The organism is Halomonas sp. CKK8, assembly GCF_029625235.1.
In the GTDB taxonomy this organism is placed as follows: domain Bacteria; phylum Pseudomonadota; class Gammaproteobacteria; order Pseudomonadales; family Halomonadaceae; genus Halomonas; species Halomonas ventosae.
The window spans coordinates 771,241-789,702 of the sequence record NZ_CP121193.1 but is presented as its reverse complement, the minus strand read 5'-3'; the positions used below and the strand labels follow the sequence as shown (position 1 = coordinate 789,702).

General features: G+C 67.0%; 17 protein-coding genes. 4 read left to right on the top strand and 13 right to left on the bottom strand.

All coding sequences use genetic code 11. The features are described from left to right. Window positions 1–18: 18 nt before the first annotated feature. Entirely contained in the window at window positions 19–477 is a 459-nt protein-coding gene (locus P8934_RS03750; protein ID WP_278033004.1) for a DUF302 domain-containing protein, read from the bottom strand. Window positions 478–591: 114 nt separating this feature from the next. Beyond that, complete coding sequence (locus P8934_RS03745) at window positions 592–849, bottom strand: hypothetical protein (protein ID WP_278033003.1); 258 nt, start codon at window positions 847–849, stop codon at window positions 592–594. 297 nt (window positions 850–1,146) lie between these two features. Between P8934_RS03745 and P8934_RS03740 the strand changes: the two genes are divergently transcribed. Continuing rightward, window positions 1,147–1,812, top strand: coding sequence for a DUF3047 domain-containing protein (locus P8934_RS03740; RefSeq protein WP_278033002.1), 666 nt, complete (start codon window positions 1,147–1,149; stop codon window positions 1,810–1,812). 58 nt (window positions 1,813–1,870) lie between these two features. Here the strand turns inward: P8934_RS03740 and P8934_RS03735 are convergent, their stop codons facing one another. The 4 genes from P8934_RS03735 to P8934_RS03720 form a co-directional block, all read right to left on the bottom strand. After that, a complete protein-coding gene (locus P8934_RS03735; RefSeq protein ID WP_278033001.1) occupies window positions 1,871–2,356 on the bottom strand; it encodes a DUF302 domain-containing protein in 486 nt (161 codons plus the stop codon). Beyond that, window positions 2,356–2,931: a DinB family protein gene (locus P8934_RS03730; RefSeq protein WP_278033000.1), complete on the bottom strand. Its 576-nt coding sequence runs from the start codon at window positions 2,929–2,931 to the stop codon at window positions 2,356–2,358. Before P8934_RS03730 ends, P8934_RS03735 begins: the two co-directional genes overlap by 1 nt. A gap of 123 nt (window positions 2,932–3,054) precedes the next feature. Then, a complete protein-coding gene (locus tag P8934_RS03725) occupies window positions 3,055–3,402 on the bottom strand; it encodes a hypothetical protein (protein ID WP_278032999.1) in 348 nt (115 codons plus the stop codon). A gap of 123 nt (window positions 3,403–3,525) precedes the next feature. Continuing rightward, window positions 3,526–5,922 carry a PqqD family peptide modification chaperone gene (locus P8934_RS03720; RefSeq protein ID WP_278032998.1) on the bottom strand — a complete coding sequence of 799 codons (2,397 nt, stop codon included), beginning with the start codon at window positions 5,920–5,922 and terminating at the stop codon, window positions 3,526–3,528. A gap of 157 nt (window positions 5,923–6,079) precedes the next feature. Between P8934_RS03720 and P8934_RS03715 the strand changes: the two genes are divergently transcribed. The 3 genes from P8934_RS03715 (at window position 6,080) to P8934_RS03705 (ending at window position 8,438) form a co-directional block, all read left to right on the top strand. After that, on the top strand, window positions 6,080–6,670 hold the full coding sequence (locus P8934_RS03715) for a TetR/AcrR family transcriptional regulator (protein WP_278032997.1): 591 nt from the start codon (window positions 6,080–6,082) through the stop codon (window positions 6,668–6,670). Window positions 6,671–6,756: 86 nt separating this feature from the next. Next, window positions 6,757–7,326 carry a carboxymuconolactone decarboxylase family protein gene (locus P8934_RS03710; RefSeq protein ID WP_278032996.1) on the top strand — a complete coding sequence of 190 codons (570 nt, stop codon included), beginning with the start codon at window positions 6,757–6,759 and terminating at the stop codon, window positions 7,324–7,326. A gap of 152 nt (window positions 7,327–7,478) precedes the next feature. Then, complete coding sequence (locus tag P8934_RS03705; RefSeq protein ID WP_278032995.1) at window positions 7,479–8,438, top strand: sulfurtransferase; 960 nt, start codon at window positions 7,479–7,481, stop codon at window positions 8,436–8,438. A gap of 80 nt (window positions 8,439–8,518) precedes the next feature. On the opposite strand, the gene P8934_RS03700 is transcribed toward P8934_RS03705, so the two are convergent. The 7 genes from P8934_RS03700 to P8934_RS03670 all read right to left on the bottom strand — a co-directional run bounded on the left by P8934_RS03700 (window position 8,519) and on the right by P8934_RS03670 (window position 18,447). Beyond that, entirely contained in the window at window positions 8,519–9,202 is a 684-nt protein-coding gene (locus P8934_RS03700) for a haloacid dehalogenase type II (protein ID WP_278032994.1), read from the bottom strand. An 81-nt stretch (window positions 9,203–9,283) separates the two neighbouring features. Next, window positions 9,284–10,231: a cyclodeaminase gene (locus P8934_RS03695; protein WP_278032993.1), complete on the bottom strand. Its 948-nt coding sequence runs from the start codon at window positions 10,229–10,231 to the stop codon at window positions 9,284–9,286. Window positions 10,232–10,328: 97 nt separating this feature from the next. Beyond that, a complete protein-coding gene (eutB, locus tag P8934_RS03690; protein ID WP_278032992.1) occupies window positions 10,329–11,321 on the bottom strand; it encodes a hydroxyectoine utilization dehydratase EutB in 993 nt (330 codons plus the stop codon). Between the two features lie 93 nt (window positions 11,322–11,414). After that, a complete protein-coding gene (locus tag P8934_RS03685; protein ID WP_278032991.1) occupies window positions 11,415–12,842 on the bottom strand; it encodes an aminotransferase in 1,428 nt (475 codons plus the stop codon). Between the two features lie 71 nt (window positions 12,843–12,913). Next, window positions 12,914–14,395 carry an NAD-dependent succinate-semialdehyde dehydrogenase gene (locus P8934_RS03680; RefSeq protein WP_278032990.1) on the bottom strand — a complete coding sequence of 494 codons (1,482 nt, stop codon included), beginning with the start codon at window positions 14,393–14,395 and terminating at the stop codon, window positions 12,914–12,916. Between the two features lie 223 nt (window positions 14,396–14,618). Further along, window positions 14,619–17,402 carry a beta-eliminating lyase-related protein gene (locus tag P8934_RS03675; RefSeq protein WP_278032989.1) on the bottom strand — a complete coding sequence of 928 codons (2,784 nt, stop codon included), beginning with the start codon at window positions 17,400–17,402 and terminating at the stop codon, window positions 14,619–14,621. A gap of 46 nt (window positions 17,403–17,448) precedes the next feature. Beyond that, window positions 17,449–18,447 carry a C45 family peptidase gene (locus P8934_RS03670; RefSeq protein ID WP_258176215.1) on the bottom strand — a complete coding sequence of 333 codons (999 nt, stop codon included), beginning with the start codon at window positions 18,445–18,447 and terminating at the stop codon, window positions 17,449–17,451. Between the last annotated feature and the right edge of the window lie 15 nt (window positions 18,448–18,462).

Here is an 18,462-nt window from a genome sequence, read left to right as displayed (position 1 = left end):
TCCTTCACAGCCTTGACTTCACTGGCCTGCGGCAGCGTTTGCCACGCCCTCCAGCACACCGGCGACCTTGTCCAGAGGCAGGTCGCATTCCTCCAGGGAGTGGCGCTCGGCCAGGTAGTGTGGCGAATTCCACTCCAGCCTGACGCCTTCGTCCGTCTCCCGCACCACCATCTTCTGGGGCAGGTCCAGCGCCATGCTCCCCTGGCACTGCATCATCGGCGTACCTACCTGCGGATTACCGAAGATGAAGGTACGGGTCGCCGGCAACGAGAGCCCCACGCCCTCCGCATTGGCGGTGTGATCGACAACAGTCATCAGGGTGAGTCCCTTGTCCTCGATGGCCTCACGAAGCCGCTCCTCGACTCGATCGATATCGTCGCTCGACTGCAGGTGCCTCACCCCGTGCTCTTCCGCCTGCACCACCAGCGGCATGGCCACGAACATGGCCATGGCCGTCCAGATCAGCGTCTTGCCCATGGAACCTCCTCACTTCCAGCAAATGCCCTGTCAGGATGGGCAAGACCCACGCACAAGGCAAGAAACCCGGGCCTGAAGGATCAGGTCCGGGTTCAATCGCTCCAGGGCAGGGGATCAGTTCCACCAGTAGCGCAGGGCATCTCGCGTCTGCTGCCATTCTTCATCTGACCGGCGATGCTGCCCTTCTCCACGCTGACTCACATCCCTGCTGCGCCGCTGATCGATGGAGTTCTCCGACTGAATGGCCGAGCTTGTACTTTTTTCTTGCAACGCCTGACGACGCTTCTCCTGATACTCCGAGTCCATCGCCATCAGGGGTCCGGCACTCAGCATCTGGGCCATCATGGCCAATGTTACGATTCGAATTTTCATGGCTACACCTCGTGACTCTCGGCTAATAAAAGACCTTTAATCAGGTCTTGATACTTTGTCCACTTGAAGCCATTATCCTTACGACACATCCAAAAAAGAGACGACATCAATGAAAGAAAATCGGAAGAACCCTATCACTTCATGAAGTAACGAGGAGATGGATCCAGCTCTATCACGACAAACCCCCGCCTTCTCTTTATCACATGACGAAACCCTGTTGACGTGATGACGTCATAAGATAGTAGAGACACCACCGACCCGACCCAGAGCGCTTGATATAAAGGGAGTGATTTCCCCATGACCAGACCCTTTTCCCTCTTCGGCCTGCTAACGTTGATGACACTGGTCGCAGGACCGGTCATCGCAGCAGATGACCTGACGTTCTCGCCGGATGATATTCACGCCTGGCCGACACGAAATTTCGAGGGCGAGACCCAGTACCGGGTCATCGAACGGGATGGCATGCGACTCCTCCAGGCCAGCGCCCGGCAGCAGGCCTCGGCAAAATACCTGGAACGCGAGGTCGACCTTCGCGAGACGCCCTACCTGCACTGGTGCTGGCAGGTATCAGGCATACATGAGGGGCTCGACGAGACACGAAAGTCGGGTGACGATTACCCGGCCAGGGTCTATGTGGCCCGCAAGACGGGGCTGCTGCCCTGGCAGGTCGAGTCGGTGAACTACGTCTGGGCCTCGAGCCAGCCGGCAGGGTCGGACTGGCCCAATGCCTTTACCTCACGCGCCCAGTTGCTGGCCCTGCAGAGTGGCGAGGCCCGCGTAGGCGAATGGGTGGCGGAAGTGCGGGATATCCGCGAGGACTATCAGCGACTCTTCGGGAGTCGCCCGGACCACATCGATGGCCTCGCCCTGATGAGCGACGGTGACAATGCCGGGGTGGATGCCACGGCCTGGTTCACCCACCTGGCCTTCTCCGCGAGTCCCGAGCCACCCGATTGTCCTTGAGTACGTCCGGTGGACAACCCTTCAGGCATGGGCAGCAGGTCAGCGCAGCGCCAGGTCACTACTCCGTTGCCTCGGTGGCACGCTTGGCAATGGCAGCGAACAGGGTATCGAGTTCGCGGCCCACCGTTTCCAGTTCCTCGCCGGCCGCGTCCACGTAGGGCTCGAGCAGATGCGACGGCGTCTTCCAGGAGAGGGTGGCGCTGCCATCATCATTTTCGGTGACATAAAAGCGCATGGGGGCCTCGATCATCGCCGGGACGCTCAGCCGCAGGATCCGAACCGCATAGTCGTTGCGAAACACGCCGACGACCCGGTTGCCGGGGATGGTGACCCCGCGGTTTGCGGCGGCCTCGGTGGGCCCCGCCTCGGTGACCACGAACATGCCCTCGGCCTCGACCGCCTCCCGCAGGTCCTCAAGCAGTTCATCGAAGCCAAACGAGGTGGGCGTGACCTGCCAGCCCTGGTCGGGCCAACGGGGTTCGGCGCTCACGGGGGCCGCCACGATCAGCACCAGCAGCCAGCTCGCCAGTATCATGCGCTTCATCAGGCACTCCTCCGCGAGATTGGCACCTGCTCCTCGGGTGCCCGCTGCCAGTGCCGAAGGGTGGAGGGATGCACCCCGAACGACTCGGGCAGGTGGATACCCGACTGTTCGGCCAAGAGGGCAATGATCGCCATGTGGTGAATGCTGTGGCTGGTCAGGAAGGCAAGCTCTCGGTTGAGGCTCGACGTCAGGGAGAGCCTCTCGTTGTCCAGGGGATAGGCCAGGGTCAGCGCGCCCGACCACGGCTCGCCGTCCAGCGCCGACAGCCTTGATTCGATGCCGGCCAGATGGCTTGCGGCTTGCTGCGGCCATTGCTCGAGGGCCTCGTCGCGTCGGCGCTGTTCATAGTCGATGACCTCCTCTCCTCGATCGAGGCCGTCGAGGAGGGCATCGTAATGATCGATGATGTGACGCACATGCTTGCCCAGGGTGTGGCGTCCGTGCTCGCCGAACGCCTGTCGATAACGCTCAGGGGCGAGGGCCGCGACCATGCGCCTCAGCTGGGCAAGGGCCAGCAGGTTCTCCTCGACGAGACGCGCCGTGTCGGGAGACGGCCGGGAGTGACATGATGTCATGACGGGTGTCCTGTGAGTTCCACTTTGGGTTACGTCAGGGGATCGCCGTGAAGCGGCAGAGGGAAGAAGCCAGGCCGCCACCGTGGTGACGGACCTGGTCTCCCGCTGAGGGGAAGGAAGGGCTCATCCCTCCCCTTCGCCCTCGCCTTCTGCTTCACCTTCGCCTTCTGCTTCGCCCTCGCCTTCTGCTTCGCCTTCCGCTTTGCCCTCGCCCTTTTCCATGTCCTCGTACTCACCTTCTGCCTTGGCTTCACCCTCGGCGCCACCCTCGGCGCCACCCTCGGCGTGTGCCTCGGCAAGCATCAGGGGAGCCTCCTGGCCATTGGTATAGCTCAGCTCGGGGGATGTCTCGCCGGCCACGGCCTGGAAGGCCGCTCCGCTGGCGACCAGGGCGAGTGCCGGTGCCGTGTAGCCCAGCTGACGGCTGAGGCGACTCAGCAGGCTACGGCGCTTCTCGTCTTGCAGTGTCATGATCATGACCTCCTTGATACAGGGTGGGCGACATGCCAGGCATGTCGTCTTGCCGTGACGCCGGCCCGTGGCCGGCTTCTTCAACGGCGATGCCGGGGGCATCACCGGTTGCTCATGCCCCTGTTACCCCCTCGCCATGGCGGGAGGGTTGACCGAAGGGGCGATGTCTATCCGGGTGACCAGCCATTCGGCCAGTGACGCGGCATCCGGCGCCCCTGGCCCTGACCTCACCGTGCACACGGCCAGGGTGGAGAGCCAGTCGCCCAGAATCGTCACGCTCTGGGTATCCAGCGCCTGGCCATCAACGGTCAGGCAATTCGGCAGCAAGGCGCCGAGCGCCTCCAGCATGGCCTCCGGGGCAAGGGCCTGGTCGGCAGATGCCTCGGCCGGCAGCAGCATGCCACGAAGGGCCACGCTGTCGGGCAACCCGCTCGGGTTCACGCCGGCGACACCCTGCAGCGGAAAGTCCAGGGGTTCGGCGATGGCCGGATCCGAGAGGTCCAGGCGCACGCCGCGGGTCAGCACGCCCGCCGAGGCTTCCATCAGCCGCTGCAGCATGAGGCGGCTCTCCTCCTCGTCGGGGAGCAGGCAGAGCACCCCGTTACCCTGTGGCGTGAGCAGCAGGGCCGCGTCGATCACCGGTCGGCCGGGCATCGCGGCCTGGCGAACCAGATGCGACGTCAATACCGGGCCCAGTTGTGCCAGCGTCAGCCGCGATGCCAGCAGTTGGTCATCGGTGGCCAGGGCATAGCCGCCTGACTCGTGCAGTACCGCCAGCCGCGGCAGCCGGCTCGCCGCCTCGGCGGCCAGCGGCGAGAGCCGCTCGCCGAACCATGTCACCAACCGCGCCATGGCGGGGCCGCTGCCCACGTCCAGGGCCCAGTGACGGCCGTCCAGTCTGAGCCTCATGGCCCGCCCCGACGACGACACCGGTGATGCCTGGTCATGGACCTCGCGCGCTGCCGGCGACGCTGCCGGCGCATCACCCTGCTGGCGGAGCAGGCCGGCACGACACCAGTCATGCAGGGTATTCCACACATCGCGCCGCAGCACCGAGATCTCTGCCGGTGCTCCCGCCTCGGTGGTGGCCCGCGCCAGCTCATCGGCGATGGCATCGGGGTCCAGTCCCTCGGTCGCCAGCAGCCAGGTCAGGGCCGCCGTGTCGTTGGGCCGGTAGTAGTGACCGCTACGCGTGTCATAGAGGGCGAGACGCTCCTCGTCGACCAGCTCCGCCACATGGCGCCGCTGCAGCCGCAGGGGCGGCAGCGAGCGACCCGTCAGGGCCTCGGCCAGCCGCAGGTCGGCCGGGGTGGGTAGCGTGAAATAGGGCAGGTAGCGCTCGGGGTCGGTGGCCGGGAGGAGTCGCAGGAAGCCGCCGGCACGTGCCTGCTCGGCCTGGGCCTCGGCGACCAGTTGCGCAGCGACGTCCGACTCCTGCGTGGCAGTGCCGGCCTCGGACGGTGCCTGTCCGGGGATATCGACCAGCGCGACCATGTCCTGCACCAGCCCGCCCTTGACGGCCTCCTCGACGCGCCCTCCCGTCTCCGGGGCGGCACAGATGCCCAGCGACGGACTGAGGTTGCACTCCAGGATCCACGGCTTGAGGGTGTCGTCCACCAGGCAGTCGAGCCCCAGCAGTTCGTAGCAGCCGCGCGGGTCGGCACCGGCCTCGGCCGTGCGGCGTCGTATGGCATCCACGGCGGAGATCGTGGTCAGGGCCACCAGGTCCTCGATACGTGCGAAGAGGGCCTCGTCGTCGTGCCCCTGATCTCTCAACCAGGCCCGGTATCGCTCCAGGTCGATGAACTCCACCGGCACCTCGGCTCGGCTGTTCAGGGCGTTGATGTCCGGGTTGGTCAGCTGGCTGTAGGGATTGTCGGCATCCTCGGGATCCCAGGGCTCGGAGGCCAGCTTGGCGAAGCCCTGGCGGTAGAGGTAGACGCGCAACGGCTCCAGCGAGGTGATCAGCACGTAGAGCCGCAGGACATACTTGTGGCCGCGGATGGTATGGGGATTGGCCACATACTCCTGTACCAGCCAGTCCTGCGCGAGGGGCGCCTCGGCGACATCCTTCAGCACCCGCACCCCCTTGCCCTTGGAGGCATTGGTGGGCTTTAGGATCCAGCGCTGGCCAGGGTCGGCCTGGGCGGCCTCCTGCAGCGCGTGGTAGTCACCGGGCATCACGTAGGCCCGGGGAAAGAACGCCAGCCGCCGGGCAAGCTCGTGGTCGACTCCATGGCTCTCCCGGATGCGCTCGCGAAGGGTGGCGAGGCTGTCATGGAGCCGGCTCTTGACGGTGAGCGCCGCATTGCCCGGGAAGTGGTTCATCTTGCGCACCGGCGAGACCCGCCGGAACTGCGCGGCATCCGGCATGCCGGTGATCCACCCGGCGTCCCAGTCATGCTCGTCGCCCAGCTGCCAGCCCAGGGGCTCCAGGGCCTCGCGGAAGAACCGGTCCTGCTCGGCAGCCCGCTTGCCGCCCAGCCAGAAGCGCCTTGTCGGCGAATGCTGCTCCGTCATGCTCGGGATCTCCTGTCGGCCATGGTGATCGTCATGATGTCGATCATGGTATCTGGTTGCTCTGTCGACGCCGCGACACGCTCCTTACAGCGATAGCAAGCGGAACCCGATCTGTCGCGCCTTGAATTATGGAACGATCGGTACTAAATTGACCGACATGACACGAGGACGCCCCATCGCATACAGCCCGGACGAGGCGGCCAACGCCGCCATGCAGGTCTTCTGGGCGCGAGGCTACGAGAGCGCCTCGACCCGGGACCTGCTCGAGGCCATGCGCCTCTCGCGCAGCAGCCTCTACCAGGCCTTCGGCAACAAGGAGCAGCTCTTCCTCGAGGCCCTGAGGCGCTATCGGGAATCCCTGGTGGGCCGTCTGGAGCGTCGACTGGGGGCCGCCCCCTCGGCCATGGCCTTTCTCGAGAAGCTGTTTCGCGAGACGGCACAGGAAGCGGGCAGCGACCGCGCTGCCCTGGGCTGCCTGATCTTCAACTCCGCCAGCGAACTCGGCCAGCGGGATGGCCTGCCCTCGCAGCATGCCCGCCAGAGCATCACCACCATCACGGCACTGTTCGAGCAGGCAGTGACGCGGGCCCAGGCGGAGGACGACATCGCCCCGGAACGGGATCCCGCCGCCCTGGCCAGCTACCTGACGATGGGCATGGCCGGGCTAAGGACCCTGTTGAAGAGCGGGGCGGACGCCAAGCAGGCTGGGCAGGCGGTAGAGCTGCTTCTGGACGGCCTGCGACGTTGATGACAACTTTTTCTCGCCATTTTTGGAACAATCGATCCATAAATGGCGCAACGGCATTACCCACGACCACAAAGGAGGCAGACTCCATGTCCGCCGATTATCAGATGCAACTCCCTCCCCAGACCCTCGACAACCCCGATGCCAAGGCGAAGCCGCTCCTCGAGCAGGCCAACGCCAAGCTGGGCTTCGTGCCCAACATGTACGAGGGCATGGCCAAGGCACCGGGCGTACTGGACACCTACCTGCACGGCTACGAGCTGTTCCGCGAGGACTCCGGCTTCGCGCCGCCCGAGCAGGAGGTGGTCTTCCTGACCATCAGCCGCCTCAACGGCTGCGGCTACTGCATGTCCGCCCACAGCATGCTGGGCGAGAAGATGTCCCAGGTGCCGGCCGAGGTGCTGGAGGCAATCCGCAACGACCAGCCGATTCCCGACGAGCGCCTGGCGGCCCTCGCCGAGTTCACCAAGGTGATGTTCGAGACCCGAGGCATGCCCGGCGAAGCGGACGTCAAGGCATTCCTGGATGCCGGCTTCGAGGAGCAGCAGGTGCTGCAGATCGTGCTGGCCCTGGCGGTCAAGACGCTCTCCAACTATTCCAACCACGTCAACCACCCGGAACTCGACGAGGCCTTCGCCGGCCATGCCTGGAAGGGCTGAGCGTATTCCCCCTCTCATCGGCGCCGGAGATAACGGCGCCGTTTTTTATTCTCTAATGGAATAATTTGGTCAGAAAGCATTCTTGCCGCCAGATTGCCCTGCCGGGAGGGCACGCCTAGCATCGTGTCATCCCTGATGATGGAGGACGCCCCATGCAACGTACCCTGCTACTGGCCGCCGGCACCCTGGCCCTGGCCGGCCCGGCACATGCCCTGCACCCCGCTCCGCTGGTCGACGCCGCCTGGCTCGACAGCCAGCTTGGCAGCGACGACCTGGTCGTGCTGGACGTGCGCTCCGCCATCGATGACGGCGGCGACCGGGAGAGCTTCGAGGCGGCGCGCATCCCCGGCAGCCGCTACAGCAGCTACACCGATGCCGGCTGGCGCGAGGACCGCGACGGGGTCGCCGGCCTGATGCCCGCGGTGGATGACCTCGAGGCACTCATCGGCGGCCTGGGCATCGACAACGATGACACCGTGGTCGTGGTCTCAAGCGGCACCGGGCCCACCGACTTCGGCAGCGCCGCCCGCGTCTACTGGACCTTCAAGGCCCTGGGGCACGACGAGGTGACGATCCTCAACGGCGGCTTCGCCGGCTGGGAGCAGCAGGGCTTCGAGACCGCCAGCGGCACGGCGAGCGACCCCGATGCGGTCGATTTCTCGGCCACGCTGCAGGAGCAACTGCTGGCCACCACCGATGAGGTGGAAGCGGCACGTGAGGCCGACGAGACGACGCTGGTGGATGCCCGTCCGCCGGCCTTCTACAGAGGCGAGACCCAGTCACCCGCCGCTCGCGTACCGGGCACCATTCCCGGCTCGGTGAACCTGCCCCATGATGGCAGCCTCGAGGCGCGCGATGGGGCCTACTTCCTGCAGCCGGATTCGCTGAAGGCCCGCATCGACGAGCTCGGACTCGACCAGGAGGCGCCCACCGTGGCCTTCTGCAACACCGGCCACTGGGCCGCCAGCGGCTGGTTCCAGCTCAGCGAGATCGGCGGGCTGAAGAACACCACCATGTACGACGGCTCCATGGCCGCCTGGACCCGGGATGACGACCGTCCCGTCCAGCTGGCCGACCGGGGCACCGTCAGCGTCGGCGAGCTGGCCGAGTAGCCTCGCCGCCCGAAGGTCCACCACAAACCGCCCCGCGGCCGGTCACCGGCCGCGGGGCGCTTGCTATCCTGACGGTGGCACTAACCGAGTCGCTCGGCCAGGGCATCGAGGTCGGCGACCGTGATGTCCGGTTCGATCCCCCAGGGGTCGAAGGGCGCGTCGGGAATACGGCGCACCCAGGCGGCATGCAGGCCGGCATGGCGGGCACCGATGACGTCGAAGGGGTTGCTGGAGATCAGCCAGGTGTCGCCGGGCTCGCTCTCCAACCGGTAGCGCAGATGGGCATAGACCGCCGGGTCGGGCTTGAAGCGCTTGACCTCGTCGACGCTGACCACCGTCTCGAAGCGCTCGCGGATCCCGGCCTGGGTCAGCAGCCCCTCGACCGCCTCGCGGCTGCCGTTGGAGAAGGCCACGGAACGGACCCCCGCCCCGGCGAGACGCTCCAGAGCGGCCGAGGCCTCGGGAAAGGCCGGCAGCCGGGCGTAGACACCCATCAGGTGGTCCTTGTCGGTCTCCGAGAAGCGCGTCTGCAGGGCGCGGTCGGTGAACTCTAGCGCCTCGCGGGTACAGCGGGAGAAGTCCGCATAGGCGCCCATCAGGCCACGGCGGAAGCTGTACTCCAGCTGCTTGTCCCGCCAGCGCCGCGAGAACTCCGGGGCCAGGTCCGAACGGTCCTGCCCGGCGAGGCGCTGCTCGAGCTCGGCGACCACGCCATGGGTGTCGATCAGGGTTCCGTAGACATCGAAGGCGAGTACCTTTGCCATCCCCTTGCTCCTTCCATCGGTGAAAGTTGCCAGCGTGCGCCAGGCGCCCCGCCGCGACAAGTCGACCTGCGGCCGAAAGGCTCAGCCGGAGAGGAGCCTCGACAGGGCGAAGTTGGCGATGGCGGTATCCTGGACACCGGTGCCGGTAAGGTCGCACACCGTCAGCGTGTCGTCAGTCAGGCGCAGGCGCTGCCCCTCGGCGATCACCCGGCCCAGCTCGTGAACCTTGAAGGGCACTTCCCCGCCCTCGAGGGCCTTGAGCTCGCCGTTGCCCTCGCTCTGGGCCCGGGTATCGCAGACGAAGGCATCGGCGCGGATCAGCACCGAGGCATCCAGCTCGCGCTTCTCCGGACTATCCGAACCCATGGCGGTGACATGCACGCCCGCGGGCAGGTCCCGGGCATGCAGCAGCGGCGTGCGCGACGGGGTGGCGGTGACGATGATGTCCGCCTCTTGGCAGGCAGGGTTTACGCTGTCATGCACGTTGACGGCAAGCCCCGTCGCGCGCATCCGCTCGGCATAGGCCTCCGCCCCTTCGCGACGTCGTGCCCAGACGTCCAGGGTATCGAGGTCGCGCACCAGGCGCAGCGCCTGCACCTGGCGCTCGGCCTGTTCGCCGGCGCCGAGTACCGTCACCCGGCGGCTGGTCTCCCGCGACAGGTGCCTGGCGGCGATGGCGCCGGCCAGTGCCGTGCGCACCTGGGTGAGATACCCTTCGTCGAAGAGCACGGCCTCCACCAGCCCGGTCCTGGCCGAGAGCACCAGCATCAGGCCGTTGAGGCTCGGCAACCCCAGTGCCGGGTTGTCGAAGAAGCCGGGGCTGACCTTGATGGCGAAGCGCTCAGCACCGCGGACATGGGCGGTCTTGACGTCCACCTCGCCATTGGCCTCCTCGATGGCCATGGAGAGGATCGGCGGCTGCACCACCTCGCCGCGCCCCAGGGCGGCGAAACCCGCCTCCACGGCGGAGAGTGCCGCCTGGTCGATGCCGACGGCCCCTTCGATGGCATCGCGATGGTAGATCTGCATGGGGAACCTCCAGGAGCGAGTGGCAAGTGGCAAGTGGCAAGTGGCAAGTGGCAAGTGGCGCAGGGTGTTCTGTCCCTTCCTACTTTTTACTTGCCCGTTATCGTCCCGCCAGGGCCCGCGCCCGATCAAGGGTCGAGAGCGAGACCGCGTTGCCGGAGAGGATCAGCGCCACGCGCTGGCCGCGCACGTCCAGGCCATGCTCCGCGATGGCCGCCAGCCCCACGGCGGCGGCGCCCTCCACCAGGCGCTTCTCCGCCTCGAGGAGTTCGACCATGGCCGCGGCGATGGCGCGCTCGGAGACCTGAAGATGGTCGTCCATCACCTCGCGTACCAGTCGGAGGGTGCACCGGTTGTCGCGCCCGATGCCGCCGCCCAGGGAGTCGCCCAGGCTCTCGACCTCCTCCACCGCCACCGGATGGCCGGCCTTCAGGCTCTCCCACATGGCCGCACCTCGGGACAGGCTCACCCCGGTGACCCGGCAGGCGGGGCGAATCGCCTTCACGGCCGCGCCGATGCCACCGAGCAGGCCGCCGCCGGAGAGCCCGACGATGACCCGGTCCAGGCTCGGGCAGTCCTCCATGAGTTCGAGGCCGATGGTGCCCTGCCCGGCCACGACCCGCGGGTCGTCGAAGGGCGGGATCAGGGTCATGCCGCGCTCGTTCACCAGTCGCTCGACCTCGGAGAATGCCTCGTCCTGGCTGGCGCCGACGCGCCTCGCCTCGGCGCCCAGCGCCTCGATGGCGGCCACCTTGTTGGCCGGCACCAGCCGCGACAGGCAGATCACCGCCGGCACGCCCAGCCGGGCGGCGGCATGCGCCACCGCCCGGCCGTGGTTGCCGGTGGAGGCCGTCACCACCCCGGCCGCCAGTGCCTCGCGGCCACGGCCCTCGATCAAGGCAGCGAGCATGTTGACCGCGCCACGCAGCTTGAAGGCGCCGGTGGGCTGGCAGGTCTCGAGCTTGAGCAGGATGTCGGCATCGAAGCGCGCCGAGAGGGCCGCCGAGCGCACCAGTGGCGTGCGCACCACCTCGTCGGCGATGCGCCGGCGTGCCTGGTAGAGCGCCTCCAGGGAGACACCGTGATCGTGCATCCTCTCCTCCACGCCAACGGCGTCGCCGCGGGATGGCCCGCGGCGATGTTCAGGGATTACGGCCTCCCGAAGGGCCAGGGTCGGCCCGGGGCGTCAGGCCACCGTGTCCGCCTCCGCCCTGACGGCTCCCTCGCGGACCAGCTCGTCGAGCACCGCGTCCACGGCGCGGCGGGCCCGAGCGACGATCTCGTCGACCTCCTCGCGGCTGGTGGTCAGCGGTGGCGCGAAGCCCAGGATATCCCCCTGGGGCATGGCGCGGGCGATCAGGTTCTCCTGCATGGCCGCGGCGGCGATGCGCGGGCCGACCTTCAGTGCCGGGTCGAAGGCCGCGCGACGGCTCGGGTCGGCGGCGAACTCCAGGGCCACCAGCATGCCCACGCCACGCACGTTACCGATGATGGGGTGGTCGCCGAAGGCGGCCTGCATCCGCTGCTGCAGGTAGGCGCCGGTCTCGGCGGCATTCTCGGTCAGCCGCTCGCGCTCGATGATCGCCAGGTTAGCCAGGCCCGCGGCACAGCCCAGGGCATGACCGGAGTAAGTCCAGCCGTGGCCGATCGGGCCATACTCGCCGGTGCCCTGCTCCAGCACCTGCCACACGCGGTCGCCGACGATCACGCCGGAGAGCGGCTGATAGGCGCTGGTCAGGCCCTTGGCCACGGTGATCAGGTCGGGCTTGATGCCATAGAAGTGGCTGCCGAAGTCGGCGCCGATGCGCCCGAAGCCGCAGACCACCTCGTCGGCGATCAGCAGCACGTCGTACTTGGCGAGCACCGCCTGGATCTCGGCCCAGTAGCCCTCCGGCGGCGGCACGATGCCGCCGGTGCCGAGCACCGGCTCGCCGATGAAGGCGGCCACGGTCTCCGGCCCCTCGGCGAGGATCATCTCCTCGAGCTTCGCGGCGCAGTGCTTCGAGAACTCGCGCTCGCTCATTCCCTCCAGCTCCGCGGCGCGCTGGTAGTAGAACGGCGCCTCGGTGTGGCGGATGGTATCGATGGGCAGGTCGAAGTGGTCGTGGAACGCCTTCAGCCCGGTCAGCGAGCCGGAGGCGATGCCGGAGCCGTGGTAGCCACGCATCCGCGAGATGACCTTCTTCTTCTGCGGCAGGCCGCGCACGTTGTTGTAGTAGCGCACGATCTTGAGCTGGGTCTCGTTGGCATCACTGCCGGACATGCCGTAGTAGACCTTGGACATGCCGGGACCGGCGAGCTCGAGGATCTTCTCGGAGAGCGCAATCTGCGGCTCGTTGGAGTGCCCCACATAGGTGTGGTAGTAGGACATCTTCAGGGCCTGCTCGTAGATGGCCTCGGCCACCTCGGTGCGGCCGTAGCCGATGTTGACGCAGTAGAGGCCGGCGAAGCCGTCGATGAACTCGCGGCCATCCTTGTCGACGACATGGATCCCCTTGCCGCCGGTGATCACGCGCCCCGGCGCATCACCGTGGGCGAAGTCGCGCAGGTGGGTGGAGGCGTGGAAGGTCACCTTGCGGTCGCGGTCGATCAGGTCCTGGTGCTGCTGGTTCATCTCGTGTTCTCTCTTCTCTCGTGCTCCCCGGCATCCCGCCGGGGAGAAGGTTCATCAATGGGGTCGGGCCATCAGCTGCCGGAGACCGAGCCGAGGGCACCCAGGCAGTAGTACTTCGTCTCGAGATACTCGTCGATGCCGGTCACCCCGCCCTCGCGGCCGAGGCCGGAGTGCTTGACGCCGCCGAAGGGCACCGGCGGCCCGGTCATCTTCACCGAGTTCACCGAGACCATGCCGAACTCCAGCGCCCGCATGATCTTCCAGATGCGGCGGATGTCGTGGGTATAGATATAGGCCGCCAGGCCATATTCGGTGTCATTGGCCATCTCGATGACCTGGTCATCGTCGGCGTAGGCGGTGATGCCGGCCACCGGGGCGAAGCTCTCCTCGTGCCAGATCTTCATGTCGTGGGTCACGTCCGTGAGCAGCACCGGCATGAAGAAGTTCTCGCCCGGCGCCTGGCTCTGGTCACCGGCCACCAGGGTGGCACCCTTGGAGATGGCATCGTCGACGATGGCCGCAGCCTTCTCCACCGCCTGGCGATGGATCAGCGGCCCCAGGTCGATCTCGCTCTCCAGCCCGTTGCCCACGGTCAGCGCCGCCATGCGCTCGGCGAAGTGCTCCACGAACTCGTCATGAATCGATTCGTGGACCAGGATGCGGTCCGCAGCGAGGCAGTCCTGGCCGGCGGTCTGGAACTTGGCCGCCACTGCGGCGAAGGCCGCCTCCCGGGGGTCCATGTCCGGCCCGACGATAAAGGGGGCATTGCCTCCCAGTTCGAGGGATACACGCTTCACCGTGTTGGCACACTGCTCGAGCAGCAGCCGGCCGACCCGAGTGGAGCCGGTGAAGGAGAGCGCCTTGACCCGGTCCTCGGCGCACAGGATCTTCGACACTTCGGCAGGCTCGCCCAGCACCACGTTGAACACCCCGGCCGGGATGCCGGCGCGCTCGGCAAGCTCCGCCAGCGCCAGCGCCGAGAACGGCGTCTCGCCAGCGGGCTTGACGATCACCGTGCAGCCGGCGGCCATGGCGGCGGCAGCCTTGCGGGTGATCATCGCCAGCGGGAAGTTCCACGGGGTGATCAGCGCGGCGATGCCCACCGGCTCCTTGATGGTACCCAGTGCCGCGTTGGGAATATGGCTGGGAATGGTCTCGCCGAAGGTGCGCTTGCCCTCCTCGGCGAACCAGCGCACGAAGCTGGCGCCGTACTCCACCTCGCCGCGGGCGTCAGGCAGCGGCTTGCCCTGCTCCAGGGTCATGAGGGTGGCGAGGTCCTCGCGATGGGCCTGCAGCAGGTCGTACCAGGCCAGCAGCCGCTCGCAGCGCTCGTCGGCGCGCAGCGCGCGCCAGTGCACGAAGGCGGTCTCGGCGGCATCCACCGCCGCGGTGATCTGGTGGGCCTCCAGCCAGGGAATGTGCCCCAGCGCCTCGCCGGTGGCCGGGTCGAACACGGCCTCCTCGCGGCCGCCCTCGCCATGGGTCCACTTGCCATCGACGTAGGCGTACTGGCGGAACAGGCGCGGATCGCTGAGCTTGCTGGACAGAGTCATGCTGTACCTCCCCTGACGCACCGGCCGCATCGAGATTATCGGGCCGGTGTGGAAAAAACGGGCGAGCCGCCTCTTCGGCAGGGCGGCTCGATGGGTACAGGATAGGGGCTTTGGCGGGACGGGACTTTTCGTTACCGGCGGCGGACGGCACAGGATTTTTTGTCCTGTGCCGGAAACGTGCGGTTTTTTCTGTGGCGCGGCGACGCTCGGGCGCCGGGCGCCGTCAGCCCGCCGGCGGGTTGCGCAGTGCCTCCTCGGTGAAGACCAGCAGGCCGAGCTCCGGGCGGTAGCCGTGGATCTCGGTGACGTCCAGGGCCTGCAGGAAGTAGAGGATCTCCTCGCTGACCACCTGCCCGGGGACCAGCACCGGGAAGCCCGGCGGGTAGGGGATCACGAAGCTCGCCGAGACCACGTCGCGGCCGGTGCGCATCTGGGCCTGGAGTTCGCCGTTGTCAAAGCGCAGGTACTCGGTGTTCTCTTCGTCGTAGCTGAGGAAGTAGGCCTGGCGGATATCCCCCTCCGGGGTGTTGCCGTCGGGGTCGGGCCGGAAGGCCGCGTGGAAGCGGCTGAAGTCCGGCAGCGGCGGCAGCTCCTTGGTCAGAGAGTGGACGCGGTTCTCGATGATCTTGCGCTCCGGCCGGCTGCTCTCCTCCCAGCGATACTCGAACTCCTTGGCCAGCTTGATCAGCACGTCGAGCAAATAGGCGATGGAGCCCCGAGTGGTGCCGATGTTGGTCATGAACAGCACGGTGTTGCGCGAGGTCTTGTTGATCTGGATGCCGTACTTGTTCATCAGGTATTCGTTCTTGAAGGTATCGCCGTCGATGCCCGTGGCGCCGATGGCGATGGTGATGCGGCTGGGGTCGACGACGAACTCGTCATTGGCCCAGGCCTCCTCCATCTTGTTCCAGCCGGTGACCGGGTCGTAGAAGGTCTCGACCCCCGACTGCCGGTACTCCAGCGGCACCATGTCCTTATTGACCAGCACCCGGAAGTACTTCTGCAGCAGCGGATGGGTATAAAGCTGCTCGCGCAGCGACAGCGCCGCCTCCACCTGGGCGTGCACCAGCTCGAAGCCCTCCATCTCGGCCTGCATGCGCCCCACGTCCAGCGAGGCAATGATCTGGTAGTTGGGCGAGGTCGAGGTATGGGTCATGTAGGCCTCGTGGAACGGCGCCTCGACCTTCTGTCGGTAGTCCTGGTCCCAGACGTGGATCATCGACCCCTGGCGCAAGGAGGTCAGGGTCTTGTGGGTGGAGTGGGTGGCATAGGCCCGGATGCGCACCGCGTCGGGGTCGGGCAGCAGGGGCCGGTCGAGCCAGGTGGCGTCGTCGTCGGGGTCGAGAGTGTCGAACTCCGCCTTCCAGGCGTCGTACTCCGCGCGGTAGGCCTCGCTGCGGTAGCGGTCACGCAGGGTGCGGGCGGCATGCATGGCGGTGCGCGGCCGGTAGGTAGGGTTGAAGCCGGCGAAGGCGAACCACGCCTCGTCCCACAGGAACACCAGGTCGGGCTTGATCGCCAGGCACTCCTCCATCACCCGGCGCACGTTGTAGACCACGCCGTCGAAGGTGCAGTTGGTCAGCAGCAGCATCTTGACCTTGTGCAGCTGGCCCGCGCGCTTGTACTCCAGCAGCGTCTTCTTGATCTCCTTGAGCGGCACCGCCCCGTACATGGAGTAGTCGTCGAGCGGGTAGGAGTCCAGGTAGCTGACGTGGGCGCCGGCCAGCACCATGCCGTAGTGGTGCGACTTGTGGCAGTCGCGGTCGATCAGCACGATGTCGCGCGGCTTGATCAGCGCCTGCACCACGATCTTGTTGGCGGTGGAGGTGCCGTTGGTGACGAAGAAGCTCTGCCGCGCACCGAAGGCGCGGGCGGCATACTCCTGGGCCTTCTTGATCGGCCCGTAGGGCTGGAGCAGCGAATCCAGCCCGCCGGAGGTGGCCGAGGTCTCGGCGAGGAAGATGTTGATACCGTAGAAGTCGATCATCTGCCCGGCCCAGTGGGAGCGGGTGATCGACTTGCCCCGCGAGATGGGCATGGCGTGGAAGACCCCGGTGGGCTTCTTGCTGTACTCGCGCAGGGCATCGAAGAAGGGCGTGCGATAGCGGTTGTCGATGGCGCGCAGGATGGTGTGGTGCTGCTCGATGTAGTCCGTCTCGCGGTAGAAGATGCGATTGAAGTGACGGATGTCGCGGCTGGCCGTGGCCTCCACGTCGCCGCTGGTAACCAGGAACTGGTCGATCTCGGGACGCAGCTCGTGGATCATGGTGCTCAGCAGGATGCTGCGCTCGGCCTCGGACTGCTGCTCCAGGGACTGCTCGGAGATCCCCTCGAGGTAGCTGCGCAGGGCGCTGAGGTTGTACTTCGACTTGTAGGGGAACTCGTAGCGGATCAGGCAGGCCTGGATATTGGGATTCACCAGCACTGCGATCAGCGCATCCTCGAAGCTTCTCACCGTGACCACATCGTAGACGAAGCGGTCCTCGGGGCGACGCATGTTGTGGAAGGCCTCGCGGACCACCTCCTCCTCCGGGGCCGAGAGGTTGTCGACGATCAGCAGCTCGAAGTAGGGCTGGGCCGAGCTGTTCGAGGCCGGGTGCCCGCGGCGCAGCTGCGCCAGGGCATCGAGGGTCTCGAGGTCCTCGGCATCGGCATCGGTCTCGCTGAGGTCGACGTGGCGCCGCCGGTAGGACTCGCTGATCAGCGCGCGCACCAGGCGCTTGACCACCTTCTCCAGCAGCCCGTACTCCTCGCGGTCGAACAGTGACCAGAGGTGGCGGAAGTCCTCCTTGGAGGGGAAGGCGTGGTAGTCCTCGATGATCTCGAGCCGCGTCAGCTTGACGTCGATCGCCTTGACCAGGTTCTTGGCCCGGCCCTCGTCGTCCAGGCGTACCAGTCGCCCGAGATCGCGCTTCAGCGCGTTCCAGGTGTCGGCGCGCAGCTGGGAGATCTTGTGGTAGAAGCCCAGGGCGGTATAGGGCGTCTCGGTAGCACTCGTCTCAGGCATGGCAACACCCATCCTTGCTCTTGTTGTCGGGGGATCGATCGTTCGGTCAGCCGCTGTGCAGCCCGCGGGTGCCGTAGCGCACGGTGATCCGCTCCTCGGGAAAGTCGTCGAAACTCAGGTCCAGGGTCATCCCGGGCCAGTGGAACTCGGCCCGGCCCGTGCGGGGGCGGTAGACCGCGGTATAGACGGTCCCCAGGCCACGCCGGTAGTCGTGGCGGAACAGTGGCGGGGCCGAGAAGGCCGCGATCAGCCGCTCCTCGGTGGTGGCCTCGTCGTCCACCAGGATCGACAGCTGCCGCTCGCGGATCAGGGTCTCCGAGGCCAGGGCATGGGCGTACCACTCGATCTTCTTCTGGTGGTTGGTGGCCACCGGCACGCGGCGGATGCTGGCGCGGCGATCCGGGCCGATCATCGCCGTCACGTAGCGGCCGGCGGCATCGGCCACGGTGATGTTGTAGGCCATGTGGGTGGGCACCCGCGCCAGCACCTCGGCCGCCTCGGGCACACTGTCGCAGAACTCCAGCAGGTAGCGCAGGATGATCGGCGCACCGAAGCCCACGCCCACCGCCTTGCGCCCGCCGAAGGCCAGCGACACGGCGAGCCCGCGGTCATTCATGCCGTCGAGCACGCCCCACAGGCAGTCGGACATGGCGATCACCCGCCGCTCGTTCCAGTGCGTGTAGAGGATCGTGCCCTCGCACAGCTCCGGCGGGTAGTCGTAGTTGCGCGCCAGCACCGTGGAGGCGGGGTTGGCGAGCACCGCCTGGGAACAACCGGTGATGTAGGGTGGCGGCTGGTAAAGGCTCAGGAAGCGCGCAGCCAGGTCACCGCCGCCGGCCAGGTCGCAGAGCGCCCGATAGGTGTCGAGCAGCTCCGGCATGTGCCGGCGCAGGGCGTTGTAGCAGGCGAGATACCCCGGCCGCTCGCGCTCCCCCTCGCTGAGGTACCACTGCTCGTAGGCCGGCCAGTGGTACTCGAAGAGCGCCTGCCACCGCGCGCCGGCCTTGGCCTCGTGCACGGTGCGGAAATCGAGCATCTTGTCCATGTCGGCCGCAGGCAC